This is a genomic window from Brevibacterium sp. UCMA 11752 (genome assembly GCF_021532235.1).
Lineage (GTDB): Bacteria > Actinomycetota > Actinomycetes > Actinomycetales > Brevibacteriaceae > Brevibacterium > Brevibacterium antiquum.
In genome coordinates this window covers 2,445,387-2,469,385 of sequence record NZ_JACBOS010000003.1, presented here as the reverse complement: position 1 = coordinate 2,469,385, position 23,999 = coordinate 2,445,387, and the positions used below count along the sequence as shown (strand labels likewise).

Here is a 23,999-nt window from a genome sequence, read left to right as displayed (position 1 = left end):
TCTCATGTCAGCGCCGTCTGGCCGGTCTTGACCTGCCGTGCTGAGTCGAGGAGTTCGGCTGCATGGGCCTTCGCCGAGGAGGAGTCCTCCATTCCGGCGAGCATCCGTGAGAGTTCGATAACGCGTTCGTCTTCGCTGAGTTCTCTGACGCCGGATTTCACGGTCTCGGCGTCGTCGTCCTTGACGATGGTGACGTGGGTGTCCGCCCAGGCTGCGACCTGGGGCAGGTGAGTGACGACGATGACCTGTGCATTCTCAGCAAGTTTGGCCAGGCGTCGGCCGATCTCGATGGCGGCCTTTCCTCCGACACCGGCGTCGACTTCGTCGAAGACGTAGGTGGGGATGGCCTCCCCTGCCGCGCGGACGACTTCGATGGCCAGCATCACGCGTGAGAGCTCACCACCGCTGGCGACCTTGCCGATGTCATCACCGGCCGAGGAATCGTGTGGGGCGAAGGTGAGTCGGACATCGTCGCAGCCGTGTGCTGTCGGTTCCCGTTCGGTGAGTTCGAACGTCACCTGGGCCTTCGGCATCGACAGGGCTGCGAGCTCTGCGCTCACGGCTCGGGAGAAGGATGCTGCCGTGGCGGTTCTGATCTCTGTCAGCGCGCTGCCTGCTGCTTCCATTGCGCTGCGTGCTTCGTCGAGTTCGGCGTCGAGCTGTCCGAGGTCGCGGTCATCGGCTTCGAGCTCGGCCAGTTCCTGAGCTGAGCGTGTTTCGAAGGCCAGCACTTCGGCCACGTCCTGCCCGTAGGCGGCCAGTGATCCGAGTTCGGCTCTGCGAGCTTCGGTCTCTTCAAGTGAGGTCTCCCCCAGTTCGTCGAATCCGGTCAGGTAGGAGCTGAGCTCTGCGGCGGAGTCGGACAGGCGCAGGACCGCGTCGTTGAGGGCGGCCTTGATTCGAGCCAGTTCCGGGTCCGCGGATTCCACGTCGGTCAGCGCGCTGATGGCCTGGTGCACGTGGTCGACGGCGGCGCCGGCATCGTCGAGTTCGCTGCCGAGGAGGAGGTCGTGGGCGCTGCCGACGGCCTGTGTGATCTCAGCCGCGGCTCCGAGTTTCGCAGCCTGCGCGGTCAGTGCTTCGTCTTCGCCTGGGACCGGGCGGACCTTGTCGATGGCTTCAAGGCAGCCGCCGAGCCACAGGATCCTCTCCCGTCTGGCCGCGGTGCTGTCCTTGATTCGGGCGACCCGGGTCTGGGTTTCGCGCCAGTTCTCAAATGCTGCACGGTATCTGCCGGCCACGGCCTCGAGTTCGGGGCCTCCCGCTGCGTCGAGCAGCTGCCGCTGTTGGGCGGGGCCTTTGAGTCGCAGCTGCTCAGACTGTCCGTGGAGGGTGATGAGTTCATCGGAGATTTCGGTCAGCACGGAGATGGGGACGGTGCGTCCACCGGCGGTGGCGCGGGCGCGACCCTTCTGTGCCACGGTGCGGGAGATGATGGCTTCATCCTCGGCGCTGCCTCCGGCCTCTTCGATGCGGGAGCGCACGGAGTCGGTGACGGCGGAGAAGATGCCTTCGACTTCGGCCTTCTCCGCGCCTTTGCGAACCACACCTGCACCGACCTTGCGGCCCATGAGCAGGCTCAGTGCTGAGACGAACATGGTCTTACCGGCACCGGTCTCACCGGTCACGACAGTGAAGCCGGTGGAGAGTTCGACCTCTGCTTCGGCGATCACGCCGAGGTGGGAGATCCTCAGTTCGGAAATCATCTACGCCTCCTCGATCGGTCCCCGCCAACCGGAGACGGGCAGTCGGAACTTCGCCACCAATCGATCGGTGAAGGGACCCTTGTGAAGTCGGGCCAGTTTGATCGGTGACTGTGAACGCTTGGCTTCGATCCGCGCCCCGGCAGGCAGCTCGAGGGCTCTCCGGCCATCGCACCACAGGACAGCGGAGAAGTCGGGATTGCTCGGCGAGATCTCCACGCCGAGGCGGGAGTCTGGGTTGACGACGAGCGGTTCGGTGAACAGGGCGTGGGCTGAGATCGGGATGAGCAGCAGTGCTTCGACCTCGGGCCAGACGATGGGGCCGCCTGCGGAGAAGGCATACGCGGTCGAACCAGTCGGTGTTGCCAGGATGACTCCGTCGCAGCCGAACGAGGATACCGGTCGGGCGTCGACGCCGAGGACGACGTCGATCATGCGGGCCTTCGACGTCTTCTCGATGGTGGCCTCGTTGAGGGCCCAGGCGTTGTAGATGGCCTCCCCCTCGTGCCACACGGTGATGTCCAGGGCGAGGCGCTCCTCGACGAGGTAGTCACGCTGGGAGGCCCGATGGACTGCCTCGGCGAGGTCCTCTCTTTCGCTCTCGGCGAGGAATCCCACGTGTCCGAGGTTGACGCCCATGAGCGGGACCCCGGAACCGTGGAAGCGTTCGGCTGCCCGCAGGATAGTGCCGTCACCGCCGAGGACGATGACGAGTTCGCATCTGGTCTTCCAGGTCGCGAGCTGGGCTGGGTCGATGACCTCGCAGCGGCTGAGGAGTTCCTGCTGCACGTCGGAGTGGGAACTGCGTTCGGCGAAGTCGAGGACTTCTTCGTCGAGGACGACTGGGGTGATTCCGTCGTCGAGGAGCGCCTTCCACACGCTCACTGCTGCCACTGCTGATTCCTCGCGCTGGGGATGCAGCAGCACCATGATGTGTCGGCTCACGGCTCTCCTCTCATGATCTGGTCCAGGTGGGTTGCGATGTCCGCCTCGTTGAGCCTATCGGACTCGGTTCGTGTTTTCCCTGGTCGAACACGCAGGAAGTACTCCCGGTTTCCACTGGGACCGGGAAGCACGGAGCCCGCGACGTCGACCACGCGGGCCTCGTGTTCGGCGATGCCGGCGAGGACGGAGTCAAGGGCCCGCCGTCGCTTGCTCACGGTGGAGACGACGCCGTGCTTGTCGAGTGCACCGCGGGCGAGTTCGAACTGGGGTTTGACCATGAGGAGAAGTTCTCCGGTGGACTGTGTGGCTGCCAGCAGCGGAGCCAACAGCAGGCGCAGGGAGATGAATGACACGTCGGCGACGACCACATCGACTCGCGGCACGTCGGAACTCTCCAACTCACGCAGGTTGAGGCCCTCCCGGACACGGACTCTTGGGTCCTGGCGAAGTCCCGCGTCGAACTGGTCGTGTCCGACGTCGACGGCCCAGACCTCCTTCGCTCCCCGATGCAGGAGGACTTGGGTGAATCCGCCGGTGGAGGCACCGGCGTCGAGCGCGGTTCTGCCTGCGAAGTCGGTGATGGAGAAGGAGTCCAGTGCGCCGAGGAGTTTGTGTGCGCTGCGCGCCACCCAGGGGTCGGGTTCTGTGATTGTGAGCTCGTCGGCGTCGCTCACATCCTGCGAGGGCTTCGCGGCTGCTCGGCCGTTGATGCTGACCCGTCCGGCGGCGATCTCCCGTGCCGCTCGGGACCGTGTGGCGATCAGTTCCCGTTCGACCAGTTCGCGGTCGAGTCGGCTCACAATGAACTCACCTGGGAGTCGAGGTCATCCAGCAGTGCAGACAGGAGTCCGTGTCGTTCGGCGCTTGGTGCTTGGTCGATCTGCTCAAGGTCACGGCGCCAGTTTTCAACCGGCACATCGCCGTTGGCAGAGGCCGGGGTGGGTGCCGGGGTGGGTGCCGGGGTGGCTGCCTGAGGTGCAGGTCGGCTCTGCGATGCCGGTTGGCTAAGCGCTTCAGCCTGCTGTGGTTCGTCGTTCTGTTGTGGTTCGTCGTTCTGCTGTGGTTCGTGCATCGGTTCAGTCATGGATCCTCCGTGGCAGATTCCCTGGAGCCACGTCCTCGCCGCGGTCCATCGCCTCCCATGCTAGTCGGAGAGCGTCCTGGACGATGGCGGCCCCAACATGGGCAGAATCGTCCAGGTGCAGTTCACCATCGACGATCCGAGCGCCCGCGGATCCATGCTCTCCGTCGGCGGATCCATGCGTATCCTCGGCGTCGATGAGCTTCGGCAGGCCGCGCAGGCTGGGCAGGATATAAGTGGGACGCAGACCGGGACTGGCTCGGAGGGCGTCACGAATGTCGTGGACGCCGGTGAGGACGAGAGCGGTTTCGAACCCTGCTGAGTTGCCGCCCTCGATATCCGTGTCGAGGCGATCTCCGACCATGAGAGGTCGTTTGGCTCCGATCCTGCGTGCCGCGAACTCCATCATGTGCGGGGAGGGTTTGCCCACGACGGTGGGCTCAGCACCGGTGAGCTTGGAGAGCATGTCGATGAATGCCCCATTGCCTGGGACCCGGCTCCTGGGACCGACCATCGAATAGTCGGGATTCGTCGCCCACCACTCGATGCCTGATGTGATCGCTTCACAGGCGCGCACGATCGACTCGTACGTGATGCCCGGGTCGAGGCCCTGAGCGATGGCGACGGGGCCCTCATCCAGATTGTGCGTGAGTGTCAGCCCCTCGGACTCCAGCGCCGCGGCCAAGCCGGTCGTGCCCACCAGGTAGATGAGCGCCCCGGTTCCGAATCTCTCGGCAAGCCGTCCGGCCAGCACCTGCGCCGAGGTGGTCACCTCGGCCGGTGTCGTACTGATTCCCAGCGTGGAGATGTGCTCGGCCACCACCTCGGCGGTGCGAGTGGCGTTGTTCGTCACATAGTTGACGGGGATGGACTGGTCGTGGAGGAAGTTGATGCCCTCCGCTGCTCCGGAGATCGGCTCCGGACCGTGGTAGACGACGCCGTCGAGGTCGAACAGCACACAGTCGATCGGTGCGCCCGATTCCTCAGGCGCACGTCGATCGACCGATGCTGCTGCGTTGGCGGCTGGCGTCACTGATGACCGTTCAGCCGATACGACACGTTCGTCTCCTCTGAGCTCGCGTTGTCGGCAGGCTTGAGGCTCGTGCCCGATTCTTCGGGTTCCGCGTGAGCGTCTTCGGCGTCCTCGAGCAGTTCGTCGAGTTCAGCTTCGATCTCCTCTTCGGAGACCTTGACCTTCTTCAGTTCCTTCTCCGAGACATGCGTCTTCGACTTCGCCGGAACGTGATCGTCTCCAGCCGCGTCAGCAACGGCATCTGTGATGGCATTGTCTGCAACCAGGCTGGCCGTGGTGGTCTCGTGAGTCTCGGCGTCGCCAGCGTCCTCGTCGAACTCTGCATTGTCAGCGTCCTGGGCGTCTGCGTCGTCGAAATCGACATCATCGGCGTCTGAACCAGCCGCGGTCGGAACCTCGGTCTCGGCTTTGTCGAACTCAGCATCTTCGAGTTCTTCAGCGTCCCTGTTGTCAACGCCAGCCATCCCAACAGCATCGGCATCGTGTGCCGAGCCGTACTCAGCCTCAGCCTCAGTAGGAGCATCGTCGAGCGAGGCAGGCTCATCATCTTCGATCTCTTCGACGGTCTCGATTTCCACGCCGAGGTTGGGGTCTGGCTCTTCGTCCCCGAAGAGAGTTCCCGTGGCCTTGGCAGTGCGACGCGAGAGCTCTTCGTACTTGTCGGCCATCTCGGTTTCCCCGTGCAGGCGCAGCACTTCGGAATACGCGGCCATCAGGCGCACCAGTGCACCGCTTGGCTTCTGGGTGAAGTCCTCGGCTTCGATCAGAGCCCGTGCACCCTTGAGGTCGCCGAGGTCCGATTTCGCTCCGGCGGCGACGATGACGAGTTCGGTGCGAGCATCGTTGTCGAGTTCGAGCTCACCGGACGATTCCAACAGTTCGATGGCCTTCTGAGGCTTGTCACGACCACGTTCTGCATCTGCGATGAGCGCAATGTTGTCGTTCGAGCCGGAGATTCGTCGGTGCGTGCGCAGTTCGCGAACTGCCTCGTCGTACTTCTCCACGTGATAGGCGGCAATGCCGAGTGCTTCTCGGACCAGGCCGACGCGACCCGCGCGGGCCATGGCGGCCTTCGCATGCTCGTAGGCAAGTTCCGGATCGACATCCAGGAACCCTCCGGCGGAGACGAGGTGCTTGGCAACTGCTGCAGCGTTCTCCTTGTCGAGGGTACGCAGCTGTCCCAACAGCTCTTTGTCGAGCTCCTTGCCGGTGACCTCTTCGGGAATCGGCGGCTCTTGGATGCGCGGACGGCGTGCGCGCTGTTCGCGTGCGTATTCGCCGGTTTCGGTCGATCGCGTGGCCCTGCGGTCGTTATTGCTACGCCCGAAGCCACCGCGGTCTCCGCCGCTGTTGTCGCGACGTCGGCTTCCTCCGCGGTCATCGCGGCGGTTGCCCTGGTAGCCACCACGACGTTCGCCGTCGTTGCGACGGTCTCCGCCGAAACCTCGGCGTTCACCATCGTTAGACCGGTTTCCCTGATAGCCGCCGCGACGCTCACCGTCGCTGGAGCGGTTGCCTTGGTAACCGCCACGACGGTCTCCATCGTTGCTCCGGTTGCCCTGGTAACCACCACGACGCTCACCATCGCTGGAACGGTTGCCCTGGTAACCACCACGACGCTCACCATCGCTGGAACGGTTACCTTGGTAGCCACCGCGACGGTCGCCGTCCTGGCTGCGGTTGCCCTGATAGCCACCACGGCGATCATCACGACGGTCGCCACCGAAGCTGCGACGGTCGCCGTCGTTAGAACGGTTGCCCTGGTAGCCGCCACGACGCTCACCATCGTTAGAACGGTTGCCCTGGTAGCCACCGCGACGCTCACCATCGTTAGAGCGGTTGCCCTGGTAACCACCACGACGGTCGCCGTCCTGGCTGCGGTTGCCCTGATAGCCACCACGGCGATCATCACGACGGTCGCCACCGAAGCTGCGACGGTCGCCGTCGTTAGAACGGTTGCCCTGGTAGCCACCGCGACGCTCACCATCGTTGGAACGGTTACCTTGGTAACCTCCACGACGGTCGCCGTCCTGGCTGCGGTTGCCCTGGTAACCACCACGACGCTCACCATCGCTGGAACGGTTGCCCTGATAACCACCACGACGCTCACCATCGTTAGAGCGGTTGCCCTGATAACCACCACGACGCTCACCATCGCTAGAACGGTTGCCCTGATAACCACCACGACGCTCACCATCGCTAGAACGGTTGCCCTGGTAGCCGCCTCGGCGGTCGTCGCGACGATCGGAGTTACGTGACCCGCGCTCGTCCCGGGACTGGTGGGAGTCCTGTCGACGATTGTGATTGCTGTCGCGATCTGAGCGGCGCCCGCCGTCCGAGCGGCGGTTCTGCTGGCTGTCTCGCGAATCCCCTGGGGCCACGATTCTCCCTATAAAGTCTTTTCAATGATTCCGCACCATTCTAGTCCACTCGAAACGGGTAAGTCCTGTGCGTGGGAACACGTATTCATTGTCAGCGGGGTGCTGTGAAGGTCACGCCAAGTTCTCTTTCGCAGCCACCAGCAGGGCCCGGGCCACACAATCCGCAGTCTCCGGCCGCTGCGATTCACCGGACGAATCGGCGGCGAATGATTAGGCGGACCACTCCCCTATTAGGCATCAGGTCTTAACTTCGAATCAAGATCGCCTTTAGGTGCTCTGTTAGAATCGTGGCGAACCATGCCCTCGGCAACGGCCTACGGGGCACACGGTCATCTCATCGCGGTCAGTAGGGGATTCATGAAGCCTGGTGTGGAAGATTCGAGCATGCTGGTCTACTCCTCTCATTTCCCATCTTCAATCGCATTACCGTCACGCCAAACTACATCAGCAATTGACTGCTTTCTGATATCGCACCTCAATACCGGAAATCAGCTTAGGCGGCGTCGCCAGATTGCCCGGTGTTTCAAATACCCGATCGACGTCCCAACGATTGTGCTCATTGTCACCGCAGACTCAGTGCACAGATCGAAGCACGAGGTTGCGCACAGCATCGACTGTTCCGGACCTCGTGCAGACACGGAAGACTTCATCCGAGACCATGCAAGGCCGCATGTGCGCACAGCATCGTCGGCAATCTGTGACCCTGTTCATTCGATTGAGCATCGGATGCCCTTGTTCGCATATCGTGGCTCTCGGAAGCGTCACCACCAGCGGAAAGAGGGGATATGCACACAGCATTGACTCGCACTTCGACATGGGTGGACCAGACAGACTCATTCTCAACGACATTCACCATCAAGAAATAGGAGACATCGTGCCCAACACGCTTTTCATCGATGGACAGTGGGTTTCGGCCCAGAACGGCGGGATCAGAGAGATCCACAATCCGGCCGACGGCAGTTTCGTCGCCGAGGTGGACGAAGCCAGCCCAGCCGACACCGAGCTGGCAATCGCTGCCGCCCGTCGGGCCTATGATTCGGGGGTCTGGTCGAGCGTGCCCGCCAGCGAACGGGGCGATCTTCTCCTCAAGTTCGCGTCGGTCCTGCGTGAGCGCAAGGCCGACTTCGCTCGCGCCGAGTCACTCGACACCGGCAAGCGCTACGTCGAGTCCGAGATCGACATGGACGACATCGCCAACTGCTTCGACTACTTCGGCAAACTGGCCGCCAACGACGCCGGACGTGTCGTCGACGCCGGCACCGACACTGTCGCCAGCCGCATCGTCCACGAACCTGTCGGCGTCTGCTCCCTCATCACACCGTGGAACTACCCGCTGCTGCAGGCCGCATGGAAGATCGCACCGTGCCTGGCAGCCGGAAACACCTTCATCCTCAAACCTGCCGAGCTCACCCCGCACACCGCGATCCTGACGATGCAGGTGCTCGAAGAGCTGGGACTGCCAGCTGGAGTCGGCAACCTGATCCTCGGCGCCGGTGCAGATGCCGGTGCACCCCTGTCGACCCATGAAGACATCGACATGGTCTCCTTCACCGGTGGCCTGGTCACGGGACGCCTGCTGGCGGCCAACGCGGCAGCGACCGTGAAGAAGATCGCCCTCGAGCTCGGCGGCAAGAACCCGAACGTCGTCTTCGCCGATGCTGACTTCGAAGCCGCTGTCGACAATGCGCTCAACGCCGCTTTCGTTCACTCCGGTCAGGTCTGCTCCGCAGGTGCCCGACTCATCGTCGAAGAATCCATTGCCGAGAAGTTCGTCGACCGCCTCGTCGAGCGTGCTCAGCAGATCCGCCTCGGCGGGCCCTTCGATGACAGTGCCGAAACCGGACCGCTCATCTCCGCAGCCCACCGCGACAAGGTCACCGCCTATGTCGACAAGGGCGTCGCCGAAGGCGCCCGCGTGCGCTGCGGCGGCACATGGGGCGAAGGCGAACTGGAAAAGGGCTACTACTACCTGCCCACGATCCTCGATCAGGTCAAGCGTGGAATGTCCGTGGTCTCCGACGAAGCGTTCGGCCCTGTCGTCACCGTCGAGACCTTCTCCACGGTCGACGAGGCCGTTGAGATCGCCAACGACACCTACTACGGTCTCGCCGGCGCCGTCTGGAGCCAGGATGCGGGCAAGACTCAGCTGGTCGCCCAGCGTCTGCGCCACGGAACCATCTGGATCAACGACTTCCACCCCTACCTGCCACAGGCCGAGTGGGGCGGATACAAGCAGTCGGGCTCCGGCCGCGAACTGGGACCGACCGGTCTGGCCGAATACCAGGAAGCCAAGCACATCTACCAGAACCTCGAGCCGGCTGTGACCGGCTGGTTCCCCGATCACAGCAAATAAGGAGAGTCAGAACGTGGAAACTACTCATAGCTTTGACTATGTCGTCGTGGGCGGAGGCTCCGCGGGCGCTGCAGTGGCCGCGCGCCTCAGCGAGGATCCCGAGGTCAGCGTCGGACTGCTGGAAGCGGGCCCGACCGATGTCGGCGAAGACGTCGTCCTCAGCCTCAACCGGTGGATGGAACTGCTCGAATCAGGCTTCGACTGGGACTACCCCATCGAGAAGCAGGAGCACGGCAACTCTCATATGAGGCATGCCAGGGCGAAGGTCCTCGGCGGCTGCTCCTCGCACAACTCGTGCATCGCCTTCTGGGCCCCGCGTGAGGATCTCGATGACTGGGAGACCAAGTTCGGCGCCGCCGGCTGGGGATCGAAGAACACCTTCGGCCTGTACAAGAAGCTGGAGAACAACGAGCTTCCCGGTGACCACCACGGTCACGACGGCCCCGTGCACCTGATGAATGTGCCGCCGAACGACCCCTGCGGTGTTGCCCTGCTTGATGCCTGTGAGCAGGAGGGTATCCCCCGCGTTCAGTTCAACGAAGGCGAAACCGTCATCAACGGTGCCAATTTCTTCCAGGTCAACCGGAAGGCCGACGGCACCCGTTCGTCCTCCTCGGTGTCCTACCTGCACCCGATCCTCGACCGTGAGAACCTCACGATCCTCACCGACACTCAGGCCAAGGTCCTCGAGTTCGATGATGAGGAGAACTGCACCGGCGTCCACGTCGTCAACAACGCCTTCGGCCACACCAAGCGCATTGCGGCCAAGCGCGAGGTCATCGTCTCCTCCGGTGCGATCAACACTCCTCAGCTGCTGATGCTCTCGGGCATCGGTCCCAAGGACCACCTCGCCGAGGTGGGTGTCGATGTTCGCGTGGATTCGCCGGGTGTCGGTGAACACCTGCAGGACCACCCCGAAGGCGTCATCGCCTGGGATGCGAAGAAGCCGATGGTCGACGACTCCACCCAGTGGTGGGAGGCCGGAATCTTCACCCCCACCGAAGACGGCTTGGACCGCCCCGACCTGATGATGCACTACGGTTCCGTACCGTTCGATATGCATACACTGCGTCAGGGCTACCCGACATCGGAGAACACCTTCTGTCTGACACCCAACGTCACGCATGCCCGCTCACGCGGCACCGTGCGTCTGCGTTCGCGTGATTTCCGGGACAAGCCCCACGTCGATCCTCGGTACTTCACCGACTCTGAGGGCCACGATATGCGTGTCATGATCGCCGGCATCCGCAAGGCCCGTGCCATCGTGTCACAGGACGCCATGTCCGAGTGGGCCGGTGAGGAGCTCTTCCCGGGCAAGGATGTCCAGACCGATGAGCAGATCGAGGACTACATCACCCGCACCCACAACACCGTCTACCACCCGGTGGGCACGGCGCGGATGGGTGCAGCCGATGACCAGTCGTCTCCATTGGATCCCCAGCTGCGGGTCAAGGGCGTCAATCGACTGCGCGTCGTCGATGCCTCCGCAATGCCGGAGATCACGACGGTCAACCCCAACATCACGGTGATGATGATGGGCGAGAAGTGCGCCGAAATGATCAAATCAGGATCCTGATCACCGTCACCTGACACTGATCGGTCGACACTGATCTGTGTTCTGACGCAAGGTGATAGGACCATCGAGGAGGGCTCCGCTGACAAGCGGGGCCCTCCTCTTCACGTCTCAGGACTCAGGGCTGATGGCGTACTGGCCGGTTCTGTGCCTGCGACGATGTGCAGTCTCAGCAATGGCCACATAGTAACCTGACGAAGACCTCACATGAGCCACAGATGAATCGGAGTCGATGATGACCAGCCCTTCACTCGAGGATGCACAGTCCGTTCTGGCTTCTCAGCCGTTCAGCACAATGATGGGCACGACGCTGTGCCAATACGACGACGAGGGTGTCACCCTCGAACTTGATCTGACGCCGCACCATCTTCAGCAGCATGGCTACGTCCACGGCGGCGTCCAATGCTATCTGGCCGACAATGCCCTGACCTTCGCCGGTGGGCAGATGCTCGGCCCGGCAGTACTCACGGCTGGGGTCAACCTGACCTATCTGCGACCAGCCGCAGGCGAGAAGCTCATCGCGCGAGCATCAGTCCAAGCCGCCACGTCGCGATCGGCAGTCACCCAGGTCGAAATCAGTGCGATCAAAGACGGGCAGGAATACGTGTGCTCCGTCGGATCCGGCACCATTTCAGCAATGCGGAAATAGGAGACCGACTGCCCTGCCGGCACACGACAAGGCAGCCGGCTCACGGAAGCCGGCCACCGGCCGCGAAACTCAAGGCGATGACCTGATAAAGGACTGGCCATACCCGACATGCGGGTACGGCCAGTCAATTCGCCTGTTCTAGGTGGGGATCACCGCATCATTCGGATGACCTCGGAGCCTGCGGTTCCTTCTTGGCACTGCCGGTCCTGCTGGCGAGAGTGCCATGACGCCGTTTCTGCTTGCTCTCGTCGGTGATGTAGGGGTCGCGGAACTCGGGTGCCGGCTCAACCGCTTCGGGTGCGGTGACGACCTCTTCCTCATCGTCGTACTCGTGACCGAACACGTCATCATCGTCGGCTCTGCGCTCGACTTCCTCGGGTGGGAGAACCTTCTTCCATTTGCGCATTCGCACTCGTGGAAGTTCACCTGCGTCTTCGCGCAACGCGCGCATGAGGGCGTAGATCTGGAAGTACGCGATGATGAAGAACGGCAACCCGACGAGGATGATCGTCGACTGCAATGCCTCGAGCCCGCCCGAGCCTGAGAAGACAAGCAGGGCGGCGGTGACGACTGCGACGGAGACCGCCCAGAATATGCGCTGGCCCAAGGGATTGAAGTCTTCGTGGCCATTGTTCATGGTGTCCACCACCAACGCGGCAGAGTCCACCGAGGTGACGAAGAAGATGATCACAAGGATGATGGCGATCACGGACACAGGGCCTGAGAGCGGATAGTGCTCGAGGAACGCGAAGAGGGCTCCTGGGATGTCCCCCTCGCCGACGACTCGATCGACGAGGCCGCCACCCTTGTTGAACTCGATGTCGAAGGATGCGTAGCCGAAGACACCGAACCAGAGGATGGAGAAGGCCGAGGGAACAGCGAGGACACCGATGACGAACTGTCGGATCGTGCGACCGCGGGAGATGCGGGCGATGAAGATTCCGACGAAGGGCGACCAGGTAATCGTCCACGCCCAGTAGAAGACCGTCCACGTGTTCTGCCACCCGGTATCGGCGAACGTATCATTCCACAGCGCCAACTCGGGAAGGGTCTGGATGTAGGTGCCCAACGACTCGAAGATGCCGCGGGCCATGAACAGCGTCGGTCCCAGAACGATGATGAAGATCAGCAGCAGAACAGCCATCACAATGTTGATGTTCGACAGGACCTTGATGCCTTTGTCCAGGCCCATGGATACAGAAATAGTCGCCAGACCGCAGACAACACCGATGATGATCAGCTGCCAGAGTGCGTTCTCCGGGATGCCGATGATCTCCGCCAGACCGCCGTTGATCTGCAGGGTGCCGAGACCGATGGATACCGCAATGCCGAAGACAGTGCCGATGATGGCAACGACATCGATGAACTTGCCAATGGGACCGTGGATCTTCTCCCCGAGAATCGGCTGGAAGATCGAGCTCACGCGTGGTGGCAGGTTCCTCTTATGGATGAAGTAGGCAAAGCACAGCGCCGGCAAGGTGAAGATCGTCCAGGTGTGCAGGGTGAAGTGGTAGTAGGTGAAGTTCATCGCGTCCGTGGCGGCTTCCACGGTGCCGGGTTCAATTCCCAAGGAGCCTCGAGGCGGGTCACCGAAGTGGCTGACGGGCTCCGCGACGCCCCAGAACATGAGAATCGATCCGATGCCGGCGGCGAACAACATGGCGAACCAGGCACCGTTCGAGTGCTCCGGTTCTTCGTTGTCTGGGCCGAGCTTGGCCCGGCCATAGCGCGATGCGGCAATGTAGATGAGGAAGACCAAGAAGACGGTGACGCCGAGGATGTAGAACCAACCGAGGTTAGTCAGCAACCAGTCCGAAGCTGCAGAGACTCCAGTGTCGAGAGCGTCGGTGAAGAAGATGGTCGCGAGTACGAACAGGATAATGACCGCGGCTGATGAAAAGAAGATCGCCGGGTTCGTCCGGAGTCTGAGGGCATCGTGCAGACGGTTGAGCATGAGCGGTACCTTCCTATGTTAAGTCACCACCACACTACCCAACCCGTGACGATGTGGGAGCGATCACGGTCGGAAAGGTTCTGCATTGTTGCTCGAAGGGCTGCGCACCATCCACTTACCCGATGCAATGAAGATCTGCGCCACATCAACGTGAATATGAAAAAGGGGCCATCCCGCAACACACGAGACAACCCCCAACACAACCCCACCCACCTGAAAACACACAAGGCCATGAATACAAGAAAGGGGCCACACCGCCAAAGTGGAATAACCCCCAACCAAAGCAGGAAGGCCACCCTGTCAACGACAGGATGGCCTCCCCATTAAAGAATATTGCGGCAGTCACTTACTCTCCCACAACCACCAAGTTGCAGTACCATCAGCGCGAATGGGCTTAGCTACCGGGATCGGAACGGTTAACCGGGCGTTTCCCCACCACTATCACCACCGCAAAACCAACAAACCACCACCACCCCTGAGCCAAGCTCGAAGAGTGTAGTAGCGGTCCAAGAACCGTACAGCGAACGCGAACACCATCATGCAACATGACCCGTTAAGTCTTATAAAACCCGTAAACGTTACTCGCACACACCAACCAACAAAAAGTGGTTGTATGAGTGATCGGCGTATTAGTACCAGTCAACTCCACACCTCACAGTGCTTCCATACCCGGCCTATCAAACCCATAATCTATAGGACACCTCACCCCCACAATGGGGTTGGAAATCTCATCTCGAAGCAGGCTTCCCGCTTAGATGCTTTCAGCGGTTATCCTTCCCGAACGTAGCCAACCAGCCATGCACCTGGCGGTACAACTGGCACACCAGAGGTTCGTCCGTCCCGGTCCTCTCGTACTAAGGACAGGCCTCCACAAATTTCCTACGCACGCAGCGGATAGGGACCGAACTGTCTCACGACGTTCTAAACCCAGCTCGCGTACCGCTTTAATGGGCGAACAGCCCAACCCTTGGGACCGACTACAGCCCCAGGATGCGACGAGCCGACATCGAGGTGCCAAACCATGCCGTCGATATGGACTCTTGGGCAAGATCAGCCTGTTATCCCCGAGGTACCTTTTATCCGTTGAGCGACCACGCTTCCACAAGCCATGGCCGGGTCACTAGTCCCAGCTTTCGCTCCTGCTCGACACGTCCGTCTCACAGTCAAGCTCCCTTGTGCACTTACACTCGACACCTGATTGCCAACCAGGCTGAGGGAACCTTTGGGCGCCTCCGTTACTCTTTAGGAGGCAACCGCCCCAGTTAAACTACCCATCAGGCACTGTCCCTGAACCCGATCAGGGTCCGAAGTTAAGAAATCCAGTATAGTCAGAGTGGTATTTCACTTGACGACTCCACCACCACTAGCGTGATAGTCTCACAGTCTCCCACCTATCCTACACAAACCACACCGAATCCCAATACCAAACTATAGTGAAGGTCTCGGGGTCTTTCCGTCCTGCTGCGCGTAACGAGCATCTTTACTCGTAATGCAATTTCGCCGAGTTCGTGGTTGAGACAGCAGAGAAGTCGTTACGCCATTCGTGCAGGTCGGAACTTACCCGACAAGGAATTTCGCTACCTTAGGATGGTTATAGTTACCACCGCCGTTTACTGGGGCTTAAATTCTCCGCTTCACCCCCAAAAGGGTTAACGAGTCCTCTTAACCTTCCAGCACCGGGCAGGCGTCAGTCCGTATACATCGACTTACATCTTCGCACGGACCTGTGTTTTTAATAAACAGTCGCTTCTCTCTGGCCTCTGCGACCACCACCAGCACATCCAGGAGCAAGTCCTGTTCACCGGGATGGTCCCCCTTCTCCCGAAGTTACGGGGGCATTTTGCCGAGTTCCTTAACCACGATTCTCTCGATCACCTTAGTATTCTCTACCTGACCACCTGTGTCGGTTATAGGGTACGGGCAACACACAACCTCACGCCGATGCTTTTCTCGGCAGCATAGGATCACCAGATCACCCCACCAAAATGGGGCGCCCATCAGCTCTCACACTCAAAGTGGGGACGGATTTACCTACCCCCACGTGCTACGACCTTAGACCACGACTACCATCGCGTGGCCTGGCTACCTTCCTGCGTCACACCTCGCGCTTACCGACTCCACACTCAGGTCCTTGCCAACTCGCCAACATCACATCCGAAGACGCAAAGGACGAGCCAGAAAGTTAGTATCGTGTGTTTTGGTATTGACGGTTGAATGTCGGTACCAGAATATCAACTGGTTGTCCATCGACTACGCCTGTCGGCCTCGCCTTAGGTCCCGACTTACCCAGGGCGGATTAGCCTAGCCCTGGAACCCTTGGTCATCCGGTGGACGGGTTTCTCACCCGTCTTTCGCTACTCATGCCTGCATTCTCACTCGTACCGGCTCCACCACTCGTTCACACGGCGACTTCACTGCCAGCACGACGCTCCCCTACCCAACACCCCACCATTACGGCTTCAGGGGTGCTGCCACAACTTCGGCGGTGTACTTAGCCCCGCTACATTATCGGCGCTCAATCACTTGACCAGTGAGCTATTACGCACTCTTTCAAGGATGGCTGCTTCTAAGCCAACCTCCTGGTTGTCTTCGCAACTGAACATCCTTTCCCACTTAGCACACGCTTAGGGGCCTTAGTTGATGGTCTGGGCTGTTTCCCTCTCGACAATGAAGCTTATCCCCCACTGTCTCACTGCCACGCTGAACCTTACCGGCATTCGGAGTTTAGTTGACGTCAGTAACCCGGTGGGGCCCATCAGCCATCCAGTAGCTCTACCTCCGGCAAGAACCACGCAACGCTGCACCTAAATGCATTTCGGGGAGAACCAGCTATCACAGAGTTTGATTGGCCTTTCACCCCTAACCACAGGTCATCCCCTCCATTTTCAACTGAAGTGGGTGCGGGCCTCCACGCGCTCTTACACACGCTTCACCCTGCCCATGGCTAGATCACTCCGCTTCGGGTCTAGGACACGCGACTCATTCGCCCTATTCGGACTCGCTTTCGCTACGACTACCCCTCTCGGGTTAACCTCGCCACGCACCGCTAACTCGCAGGCTCATTCTTCAAAAGGCACGCCATCACCCCAACAAGGAGGCTCTGACGGATTGTAAGCACATGGTTTCAGGTACTATTTCACTCCCCTCCCGGGGTACTTTTCACCATTCCCTCACGGTACTATCCGCTATCGGTCATCAGGAAGTATTTAGCCTTACCAGGTGGTCCTGGCAGATTCACACGACATTCCACGAGTACCGTGCTACTCGGGGACATGCACAACGTCGGGGTCACATGTTTCGTCTACGGGACTCTCACCCACTGCGGTACTGTTTCCCACCAGCTTCGACTACACGCAACACACATCAACGTCCCCACCATGCTGGGTGAGACACGCATACCCCACAACACCCTGTCAGCAACACCAGCACGCTTGACACTGACACGGTTTAGGCTCTTCCAGTTTCGCTCGCCACTACTCCCGGAATCATATTTTATTTTCTCTTCCTACGGGTACTGAGATGTTTCACTTCCCCGCGTTCCCTCCACACATCCTATATATTCAGATGCGGGTCACCACACTCTCATGTGGCGGGGTTTCCCCATTCGGAGACCCTCGGATCACAGCCCGTTTATCGGCTCCCCGAGGCTTATCGCAGATTTCCACGTCCTTCATCGGCTCCTGATGCCAAGGCATCCACCATGCGCTCTTACACACTCATACCAACCACTTTCATGGTCGATGATTGTGTGCGCGAAAAAAACACTTTCGGATTTCACAAGAAAAATCACATTACATAACAACACACCACTGGTGTGTTGTTGATGCTCGCGTCCACTATACGATTCTCAAACCACTACCAAACACCACCCACACCCACAACGACGAAGCGCTGTGACTATGGTCTGGGTCGGTCCGTTAGATGAAACCACCACACCACACACACTCGCAGCCACAAAGAAGGACTGTGTTGTGTGGGGCCTGTGATTCCAGGACCCAATAACGTATTCATTCATATCCACCCACCAACACGCTCACACGAGGCACATACCTCGAAGACCGCTGTGTGGACGAGCCAGATAGGGATGTTCCACCCTTGAGCTGCCCAACCAGCATCACGAATGGATGCTGCGTTGGGGTTCTGATGTGTGCTCCTTAGAAAGGAGGTGATCCAGCCGCACCTTCCGGTACGGCTACCTTGTTACGACTTAGTCCCAATTGCCAGTCCCACCTTAGACGGCCCCCTCCACAAGGGTTGGGCCACCGGCTTCGGGTGTTACCGACTTTCGTGACTTGACGGGCGGTGTGTACAAGGCCCGGGAACGTATTCACCGCAGCGTTGCTGATCTGCGATTACTAGCGACTCCGACTTCACGTAGTCGAATTGCAGACTACGATCCGAACTGAGACTGGCTTTAAGGGATTCGCTAAAACCTCGCGGTCTCGCATCTCTCTGTACCAGCCATTGTAGCATGCGTGAAGCCCAAGACATAAAGGGCATGATGATTTGACGTCATCCCCACCTTCCTCCGAGTTGACCCCGGCAGTCTCCTATGAGTTCCCACCATCACGTGCTGGCAACATAGAACGAGGGTTGCGCTCGTTGCGGGACTTAACCCAACATCTCACGACACGAGCTGACGACAACCATGCACCACCTGTACACCAACCTCAAAGAGGAGGACCTGTTTCCAGGACGGTCTGGTGTATGTCAAGCCTTGGTAAGGTTCTTCGCGTTGCATCGAATTAATCCGCATGCTCCGCCGCTTGTGCGGGCCCCCGTCAATTCCTTTGAGTTTTAGCCTTGCGACCGTACTCCCCAGGCGGGGCACTTAATGCGTTAGCTACGGCGCGGAGAACGTGGAATGTCCCCCACACCTAGTGCCCAACGTTTACGGCATGGACTACCAGGGTATCTAATCCTGTTCGCTCCCCATGCTTTCGCTCCTCAGTGTCAGTTACAGCCCAGAGTCCCGCCTTCGCCACCGGTGTTCCTCCTGATATCTGCGCATTTCACCGCTACACCAGGAATTCCAGACTCCCCTACTGCACTCTAGTCAGCCCGTACCCACTGCACGCGCAACGTTAAGCGTTGCGTTTCCACAGCAGACGTGACCAACCACCTACGAGCTCTTTACGCCCAATAATTCCGGACAACGCTTGTACCCTACGTATTACCGCGGCTGCTGGCACGTAGTTAGCCGGTACTTCTTCTGCAGGTACCGTCACCCCAAGGGGCTTCTTCCCTGCTGAAAGCGGTTTACAACCCGAAGGCCGTCATCCCGCACGCTGCGTCGCTGCATCAGGGTTTCCCCCATTGTGCAATATTCCCCACTGCTGCCTCCCGTAGGAGTCTGGGCCGTGTCTCAGTCCCAGTGTGGCCGGTCGCCCTCTCAGGCCGGCTACCCGTCGTCGTCTTGGTGAGCCATTACCTCACCAACAAACTGATAGGCCGCGAGCCCATCCCCAACCGAAAAAACTTTCCACAACCAAAGATGCCTTCGGTTGTCATATCCGGTATTAGACCCAGTTTCCCGGGCTTATCCCGAAGTCGGGGGCAGGTTACTCACGTGTTACTCACCCGTTCGCCACTCATCCACCCGGTGCAAGCACCAGGCTTCAGCGTTCGACTTGCATGTGTTAAGCACGCAGCCAGCGTTCGTCCTGAGCCAGGATCAAACTCTCCATAAAAAAATTATGTTACGAATGAATCCCAGCAAGACAGCCAACACTACGGTCACGGGGTGACCGCGGTCAGCTTAAAAAAATCATGTCCACACACGCTGGCGTCACCACCCCGGCGAGGGGGCCGTGACTTGTGTGTGAACATGTGATTGTCTTACCAGAAAAATAAATGTTTCTGGCATCACTATCTGTTCAAACAAATACGCTATTGGATTCTCAAACCACACACACTCACCCGTCACCACACACCATCACAAAATGGCGGCGTACACCGGGGGTGTCAGTTTCAATTGTCGTTGCCATCCCCATCCTGTGAACAACCTGCTCAAACTGTGTTTGTGCTGGTCATACCGGGTGAAAACTGTTCTCGAGGAACTCGTTTTCTGCGGGGCAACGAGATACAACTCTAGACCAGGCCGACCAGTGCGTGCAACTCGAAACCGGAAAACTCGACGTGACGCCCGTCACCAGGACAGTTGCGGGAGCCTCGGGCCCCGGAATACCGGGGATCGAGGGCTGTGCGAGCCCCTCAAAACAGTGCGCGGACGGTCAGGCTCCGCGGTATCCGGGCATGAGGGAGTTGCTGTCGACGATCTCCTTGCCCAGGGGCATGAGAGACACGGGGATGAGTTTGATGTTCGCCCATCCCAGCGGAATGCCGATGATCGAGACGAAGAGCGGGATCGAGGTCACCACGTGCCCGATGGCCAGCCAGATGCCGGCGACGATCACCCAGATGATGTTGCCCAGCGTCGTTGCGATACCTGCCGGCCTCGTTTCGATGACCTCACGGCCGAAGGGCCAGAGGGCATAGTTGCCGATCCGGAAGGAGGCGATTCCCCAGGGGATGGTGACGATGAGGATGCAGCAGATGATACCGGCGAGGTAGTAGCCGAGTGCCAGCCACAGTCCGCTGAAGATGAACCAGATGATGTTGAGCAGCGTGCGCATGTTCTCCTCGTTTCGACGTAGTACTGATATCAGTCTCGGTCACAACGCCGGTTGACGCCATGAGGCTGTCCAGATATCTCACGAATGACATCCCCCAGAGCTTCGAAGTCCCGAAGTCTCAACCCGCCAGCCCGAGTACCGATACAAGTGAATGGCTTGTCATCGACGATCACAAGTCGTTCGCTTGTCCATTGCAGCTCGCCGTCGTCTCCGGTGCTTTCACCGTGTCGATGGTGAATACGACGACACCGTGCCCTCGAATCGATCAAGGACACGGTGTCGTCGGCAATCATGGTGCTCAGCTGATGATGTCAACAGCCCCCAGGGTCTTCTTTCCCCGACGCAGGAGGATCACTCCTCCGCCTTCGGTGGGGAGCACCTCGGCGGGGGTCAGGGTCTGGTCGTCACCGGTGACCTTGACGTTGTTGACGTAGGCGCCGCCGTCCTTGATGGCTCGACGTGCCTCACCCTTGGACTTCACGATGCCGGCAGTCACGAAGGCATCGGCAACGGGCACGCCCTCAGCCAGCTGCGTCGAGCTGACATCACCTCGAGGCAGCTCAGATGTCGCAGCACCCAGGGTGGAGGCGTCGAGGCTGGCAAGCTCTCCCCCACCGAACAGGGCAGAGGCCGCTGCGATCGCCTGCTCGTACTTCTCCTTGCCGTGGACCAAAGTCGTCACGTCCTCGGCCAGCACCTTCTGTGCCAGACGGGTGTGTGGTGCCGCGGTGAACTCGGCCTCGATCTCCCCAATCTCCTCGAGGGACCGGAATGAGAACACCTTGAGGTATTTCACGACGTCGCGGTCATCAGCATTGAGCCAGAACTGGCTGAACGCGTAGGGGCTGGTCAGGCTCTCGTCCAACCACACGGTGCCGGACTCGGTCTTGCCGAACTTGGTGCCGTCGGCCTTGGTGATCAGCGGTGTGGCCAGGGCATGGACACTGTGCTGTTCGACGCGACGGATGAGATCGACGCCCGAGGTCAGGTTGCCCCACTGGTCGGAGCCACCGGTCTGCAGGGAGCAGCCGTAGCGGCGGTGGAGTTCGAGGTAGTCGTTGCCCTGCAGCACCTGGTAGGAGAACTCCGTGAAGGAGATTCCTGCTTCGCTGTTGAGACGAGCCGAGACCGATTCCTTGGCCAGCATCCGGTTCATCGGGAAGTGCTTGCCGATGTCGCGGAGGAAATCGATCGCCGACATCTCGGAGGTCCACTCATAGTTGTTCACGACCTGGGCGGCATTCGGGCCGCTGAAGTCGAGGAACTTCTCGACCTGTGCCCGGATCTTTTCCAACCATTCCTCGACGACCTCGCGCGGGTTGAGCGTGCGTTCTCCCGACATGCGGGGGTCACCGATGAGCCCGGTTGCTCCACCGACGAGGGCCAGGGGGTTGTGTCCTGCCTTCTGCAGACGCGCGGCGGTGATGAGCTGGACCAGGTTGCCCATGTGCAGGCTGGGTGCGGTGGGATCGAAACCGACATAATAGGTCAGCGATTCCTCATTGAGAGCCTTCTGCAGGGCGGCTTCGTCGGTCGAAACCGAGACGAGGCCACGGGCCTTGAGTTCACTGAAGATGTCGGTCACTTCGGTCCTTTCAGATGTGTATGAATTGTCGGCGAGAAGCCGACGGGGTCAATTCTACGGGTTGTTCTGAGCTAGTCCCTCACCCCTGGGCGTTCACGTCGATGCCCGACGCGCAACACCAGTACGAGAAGTTCTCCGTCGTATACGTCGTAGATGATCCTGTAGTCGCCGACCCGAATCCGAAGTTCCCCGTCACCGCCCCTGAGCTGAATACTCCCCTGTGGACGAGGATCCTCGGCTAGTCAACTGATCGAGTAGCTCATCGAGGAAGCTCAGCTGCCAATCTCTCGGACGAGGTCCTCGTGAGGGACTCGTTCGGACTCATCACGCGCCGCGGCGGCAGATCGAATATCAGCCTGATCCTCCAATGCCTGCAGAGCACGGTCATAGAACTCCGGAGACACAACGACAGCACGACGGCCCGCCCCGCGCGAGGTAATCTCGACGGGCTCGCGCTGCGCAGCGGCAATGTAGTCACTCTGCTGATTGCGGAACTGGGATAACGTCACTGAACTCATCACTCAAGCGTACAACTTGTACAAGTTGTACGCAATGCTCAACAGCGTTCCTGAAATCGTGCTTCTTCGTAAAGAAGTACGCTCACACGCTCCGAGCCGAATCGGCGAACTCGCGCAGCTTTGCAACCTCGGCCTTCGCATTGGCCAGCTGCTGGTCCACGGCGGACCGCGCGGTTCCGCCCTTGGAACTGCGGGAGTCGATCGACCCGAGAGTGGTGAGCACTTCGCGGACGTCTGGCGTCAGGTGTTCGGAGATGCCTGCGAATTCTTCGTCTGTGAGATCCCACAGCTCGGCATCCTTCGACTCGGCCAACTGCACGCATTCTCCGGAGAGTTCGTGAGCGATGCGGAAGGGCACGCCCTTGCGGACGAGCCATTCGGCGATGTCGGTGGCCAGGGCGAATCCGCGTGGTGCCAGGTAGGCCATGCGTTCGGTGTTGAACTTCAGCGTGGCGACCATGCCGGTGAAGGCCGGGAGCAGAAGTTCGAGGGTGTCGGTGGCGTCGAAGACCGGCTCCTTGTCTTCCTGCAGGTCCCGGTTGTAGGCCAGGGGCAGTGCCTTGAGCGTGGAGAGCAGCCCGGTGAGGTCACCGATGAGGCGTCCTGATTTGCCACGGGTCAGCTCGGCGACGTCGGGGTTCTTCTTCTGCGGCATGATCGAGGACCCGGTCGAGTATGCATCGTGGAGGGTGACGAAGGAGAATTCCTTGGTCGCCCAGGCGATGACCTCTTCGCTCAGACGGGAGAGGTTGATGCCGATCATCGTGGTGATGAACAGGTATTCGGCGAAGACATCACGACCTGCGGTGCCGTCGATCGAGTTCTCTGCCGAGTCGTTGAAGCCCAGATCTGCGGCCACGGCCTGTGGGTCGAGGCCCAAGGATGATCCGGCCAGGGCGCCCGAACCGTAGGCGGAGATGCCGGCGCGCTCATCGAAGTCGACGAACCGGGCGACGTCACGCAGCAACGGCCATGCGTGGGCCAGGAGGTGGTGGGCCAGGAGCACAGGCTGTGCGTGCTGCAGGTGGGTGCGACCGGGCATCGGCGCTTCGGGGTGCTCTTCAGCCTGGGCGATGAGGACCTCGACGGCGTCGAGAACCAGGCTGGCCAGGTCACGAGCGTGATCGCGCAGGTACATGCGTCCCAGGGTCGCGATCTGGTCGTTGCGGGACCGGCCGGCACGCAGTTTTCCGCCCAGCTCGGGTCCGGCGATCTCGATGAGTCCGCGTTCGAGTGAGGAGTGGACGTCCTCGTCGGATTCGGCGGCAACGTATTCGCCGGTTTCGACGCGGCGGCCGAGTTCGTCAAGCGCCTCGGTCATGCCCTGCAGCTCATCATCGTCCAGCAGACCCGAGCGGTGCAGCACCTTTGCGTGGGCCTTCGAACCGGCGATGTCGTAGTGGGCCAGGCGCCAGTCGAAGTCCGTCGACTTGCTCAGCGCGGCCAGTGCATCGGCCGGGCCGTCCGAGAATCGTCCGCCCCATAGGCTCAGTCGTTCGCTCACAAAAGGTCCTTCCCCACCGTCGGCGCTTCCACGCTGCCGGTTTGAATCCATCGGTTCGGTGTTCCAGTTCCCGGTCGGCCGGGTC

The 23,999-nt window shown here is 60.4% G+C and carries 16 protein-coding genes and 3 rRNA genes; 4 read left to right on the top strand and 15 right to left on the bottom strand.

The window, feature by feature from the left end; translation table 11 throughout:
• Positions 1-2: 2 nt before the first annotated feature.
• Genes recN through HU144_RS10950 form a run of 6 tightly spaced genes read right to left on the bottom strand, consistent with a single transcriptional unit; the run spans position 3 to position 5,946 of the window.
• Positions 3-1,706 (bottom strand): DNA repair protein RecN, encoded by a 1,704-nt coding sequence (gene recN / locus HU144_RS10975; RefSeq protein WP_235351373.1) that lies wholly within the window; start codon positions 1,704-1,706, stop codon positions 3-5.
• Positions 1,707-2,648: an NAD kinase gene (locus HU144_RS10970; RefSeq protein WP_235351372.1), complete on the bottom strand. Its 942-nt coding sequence runs from the start codon at positions 2,646-2,648 to the stop codon at positions 1,707-1,709. It lies immediately after the preceding gene.
• Positions 2,645-3,448: a TlyA family RNA methyltransferase gene (locus tag HU144_RS10965; RefSeq protein WP_235345614.1), complete on the bottom strand. Its 804-nt coding sequence runs from the start codon at positions 3,446-3,448 to the stop codon at positions 2,645-2,647. The genes HU144_RS10970 and HU144_RS10965 overlap by 4 nt, the downstream gene beginning before the upstream one ends.
• Positions 3,445-3,732 carry a hypothetical protein gene (locus tag HU144_RS10960; RefSeq protein ID WP_235351371.1) on the bottom strand — a complete coding sequence of 96 codons (288 nt, stop codon included), beginning with the start codon at positions 3,730-3,732 and terminating at the stop codon, positions 3,445-3,447. Before HU144_RS10960 ends, HU144_RS10965 begins: the two co-directional genes overlap by 4 nt.
• A complete protein-coding gene (locus tag HU144_RS10955; RefSeq protein ID WP_235351370.1) occupies positions 3,725-4,762 on the bottom strand; it encodes an HAD-IIA family hydrolase in 1,038 nt (345 codons plus the stop codon). The genes HU144_RS10960 and HU144_RS10955 overlap by 8 nt, the downstream gene beginning before the upstream one ends.
• A complete protein-coding gene (locus HU144_RS10950; RefSeq protein ID WP_235351369.1) occupies positions 4,759-5,946 on the bottom strand; it encodes a hypothetical protein in 1,188 nt (395 codons plus the stop codon). Before HU144_RS10950 ends, HU144_RS10955 begins: the two co-directional genes overlap by 4 nt.
• Between HU144_RS10950 and HU144_RS10945 the strand changes: the two genes are divergently transcribed.
• From HU144_RS10945 to HU144_RS10930, 4 genes are all read left to right on the top strand, one after another.
• Positions 5,893-7,020 (top strand): hypothetical protein, encoded by a 1,128-nt coding sequence (locus HU144_RS10945; RefSeq protein ID WP_235351368.1) that lies wholly within the window; start codon positions 5,893-5,895, stop codon positions 7,018-7,020. The two genes, HU144_RS10950 and HU144_RS10945, sit on opposite strands and share 54 nt — an antisense overlap.
• A gap of 997 nt (positions 7,021-8,017) precedes the next feature.
• A complete protein-coding gene (locus HU144_RS10940) occupies positions 8,018-9,496 on the top strand; it encodes an aldehyde dehydrogenase family protein (RefSeq protein WP_235351367.1) in 1,479 nt (492 codons plus the stop codon).
• A 13-nt stretch (positions 9,497-9,509) separates the two neighbouring features.
• The gene (locus HU144_RS10935; RefSeq protein WP_235351366.1) at positions 9,510-11,072 is read left to right on the top strand and encodes a GMC family oxidoreductase; all 1,563 of its coding nucleotides are present in this window, start codon (positions 9,510-9,512) and stop codon (positions 11,070-11,072) included.
• 232 nt (positions 11,073-11,304) lie between these two features.
• A complete protein-coding gene (locus tag HU144_RS10930; RefSeq protein WP_219618927.1) occupies positions 11,305-11,718 on the top strand; it encodes a PaaI family thioesterase in 414 nt (137 codons plus the stop codon).
• Between the two features lie 157 nt (positions 11,719-11,875).
• On the opposite strand, the gene HU144_RS10925 is transcribed toward HU144_RS10930, so the two are convergent.
• The 9 genes from HU144_RS10925 to argH form a co-directional block, all read right to left on the bottom strand.
• Positions 11,876-13,672: a BCCT family transporter gene (locus HU144_RS10925; RefSeq protein ID WP_235351365.1), complete on the bottom strand. Its 1,797-nt coding sequence runs from the start codon at positions 13,670-13,672 to the stop codon at positions 11,876-11,878.
• Positions 13,673-14,005: 333 nt separating this feature from the next.
• Positions 14,006-14,124, bottom strand: a 5S ribosomal RNA gene (gene rrf, locus HU144_RS10920).
• A gap of 157 nt (positions 14,125-14,281) precedes the next feature.
• Positions 14,282-17,394 (bottom strand): 23S ribosomal RNA (locus HU144_RS10915).
• A 436-nt stretch (positions 17,395-17,830) separates the two neighbouring features.
• A 16S ribosomal RNA gene (locus tag HU144_RS10910) occupies positions 17,831-19,362 on the bottom strand.
• The 16S, 23S and 5S rRNA genes sit together here, the layout of an rRNA operon.
• Before the next feature lie 543 nt (positions 19,363-19,905).
• Positions 19,906-20,307, bottom strand: coding sequence for a YccF domain-containing protein (locus HU144_RS10905; protein WP_101570952.1), 402 nt, complete (start codon positions 20,305-20,307; stop codon positions 19,906-19,908).
• 298 nt (positions 20,308-20,605) lie between these two features.
• Positions 20,606-21,892: a tyrosine--tRNA ligase gene (tyrS, locus tag HU144_RS10900; RefSeq protein ID WP_235351364.1), complete on the bottom strand. Its 1,287-nt coding sequence runs from the start codon at positions 21,890-21,892 to the stop codon at positions 20,606-20,608.
• Between the two features lie 71 nt (positions 21,893-21,963).
• Positions 21,964-22,071: a type II toxin-antitoxin system RelE family toxin gene (locus tag HU144_RS10895; protein WP_328284317.1), complete on the bottom strand. Its 108-nt coding sequence runs from the start codon at positions 22,069-22,071 to the stop codon at positions 21,964-21,966.
• Positions 22,072-22,164: 93 nt separating this feature from the next.
• Positions 22,165-22,410 carry a type II toxin-antitoxin system prevent-host-death family antitoxin gene (locus tag HU144_RS10890; protein ID WP_235351363.1) on the bottom strand — a complete coding sequence of 82 codons (246 nt, stop codon included), beginning with the start codon at positions 22,408-22,410 and terminating at the stop codon, positions 22,165-22,167.
• An 82-nt stretch (positions 22,411-22,492) separates the two neighbouring features.
• Positions 22,493-23,965, bottom strand: coding sequence for an argininosuccinate lyase (gene argH / locus HU144_RS10885; RefSeq protein WP_235351362.1), 1,473 nt, complete (start codon positions 23,963-23,965; stop codon positions 22,493-22,495).
• Between the last annotated feature and the right edge of the window lie 34 nt (positions 23,966-23,999).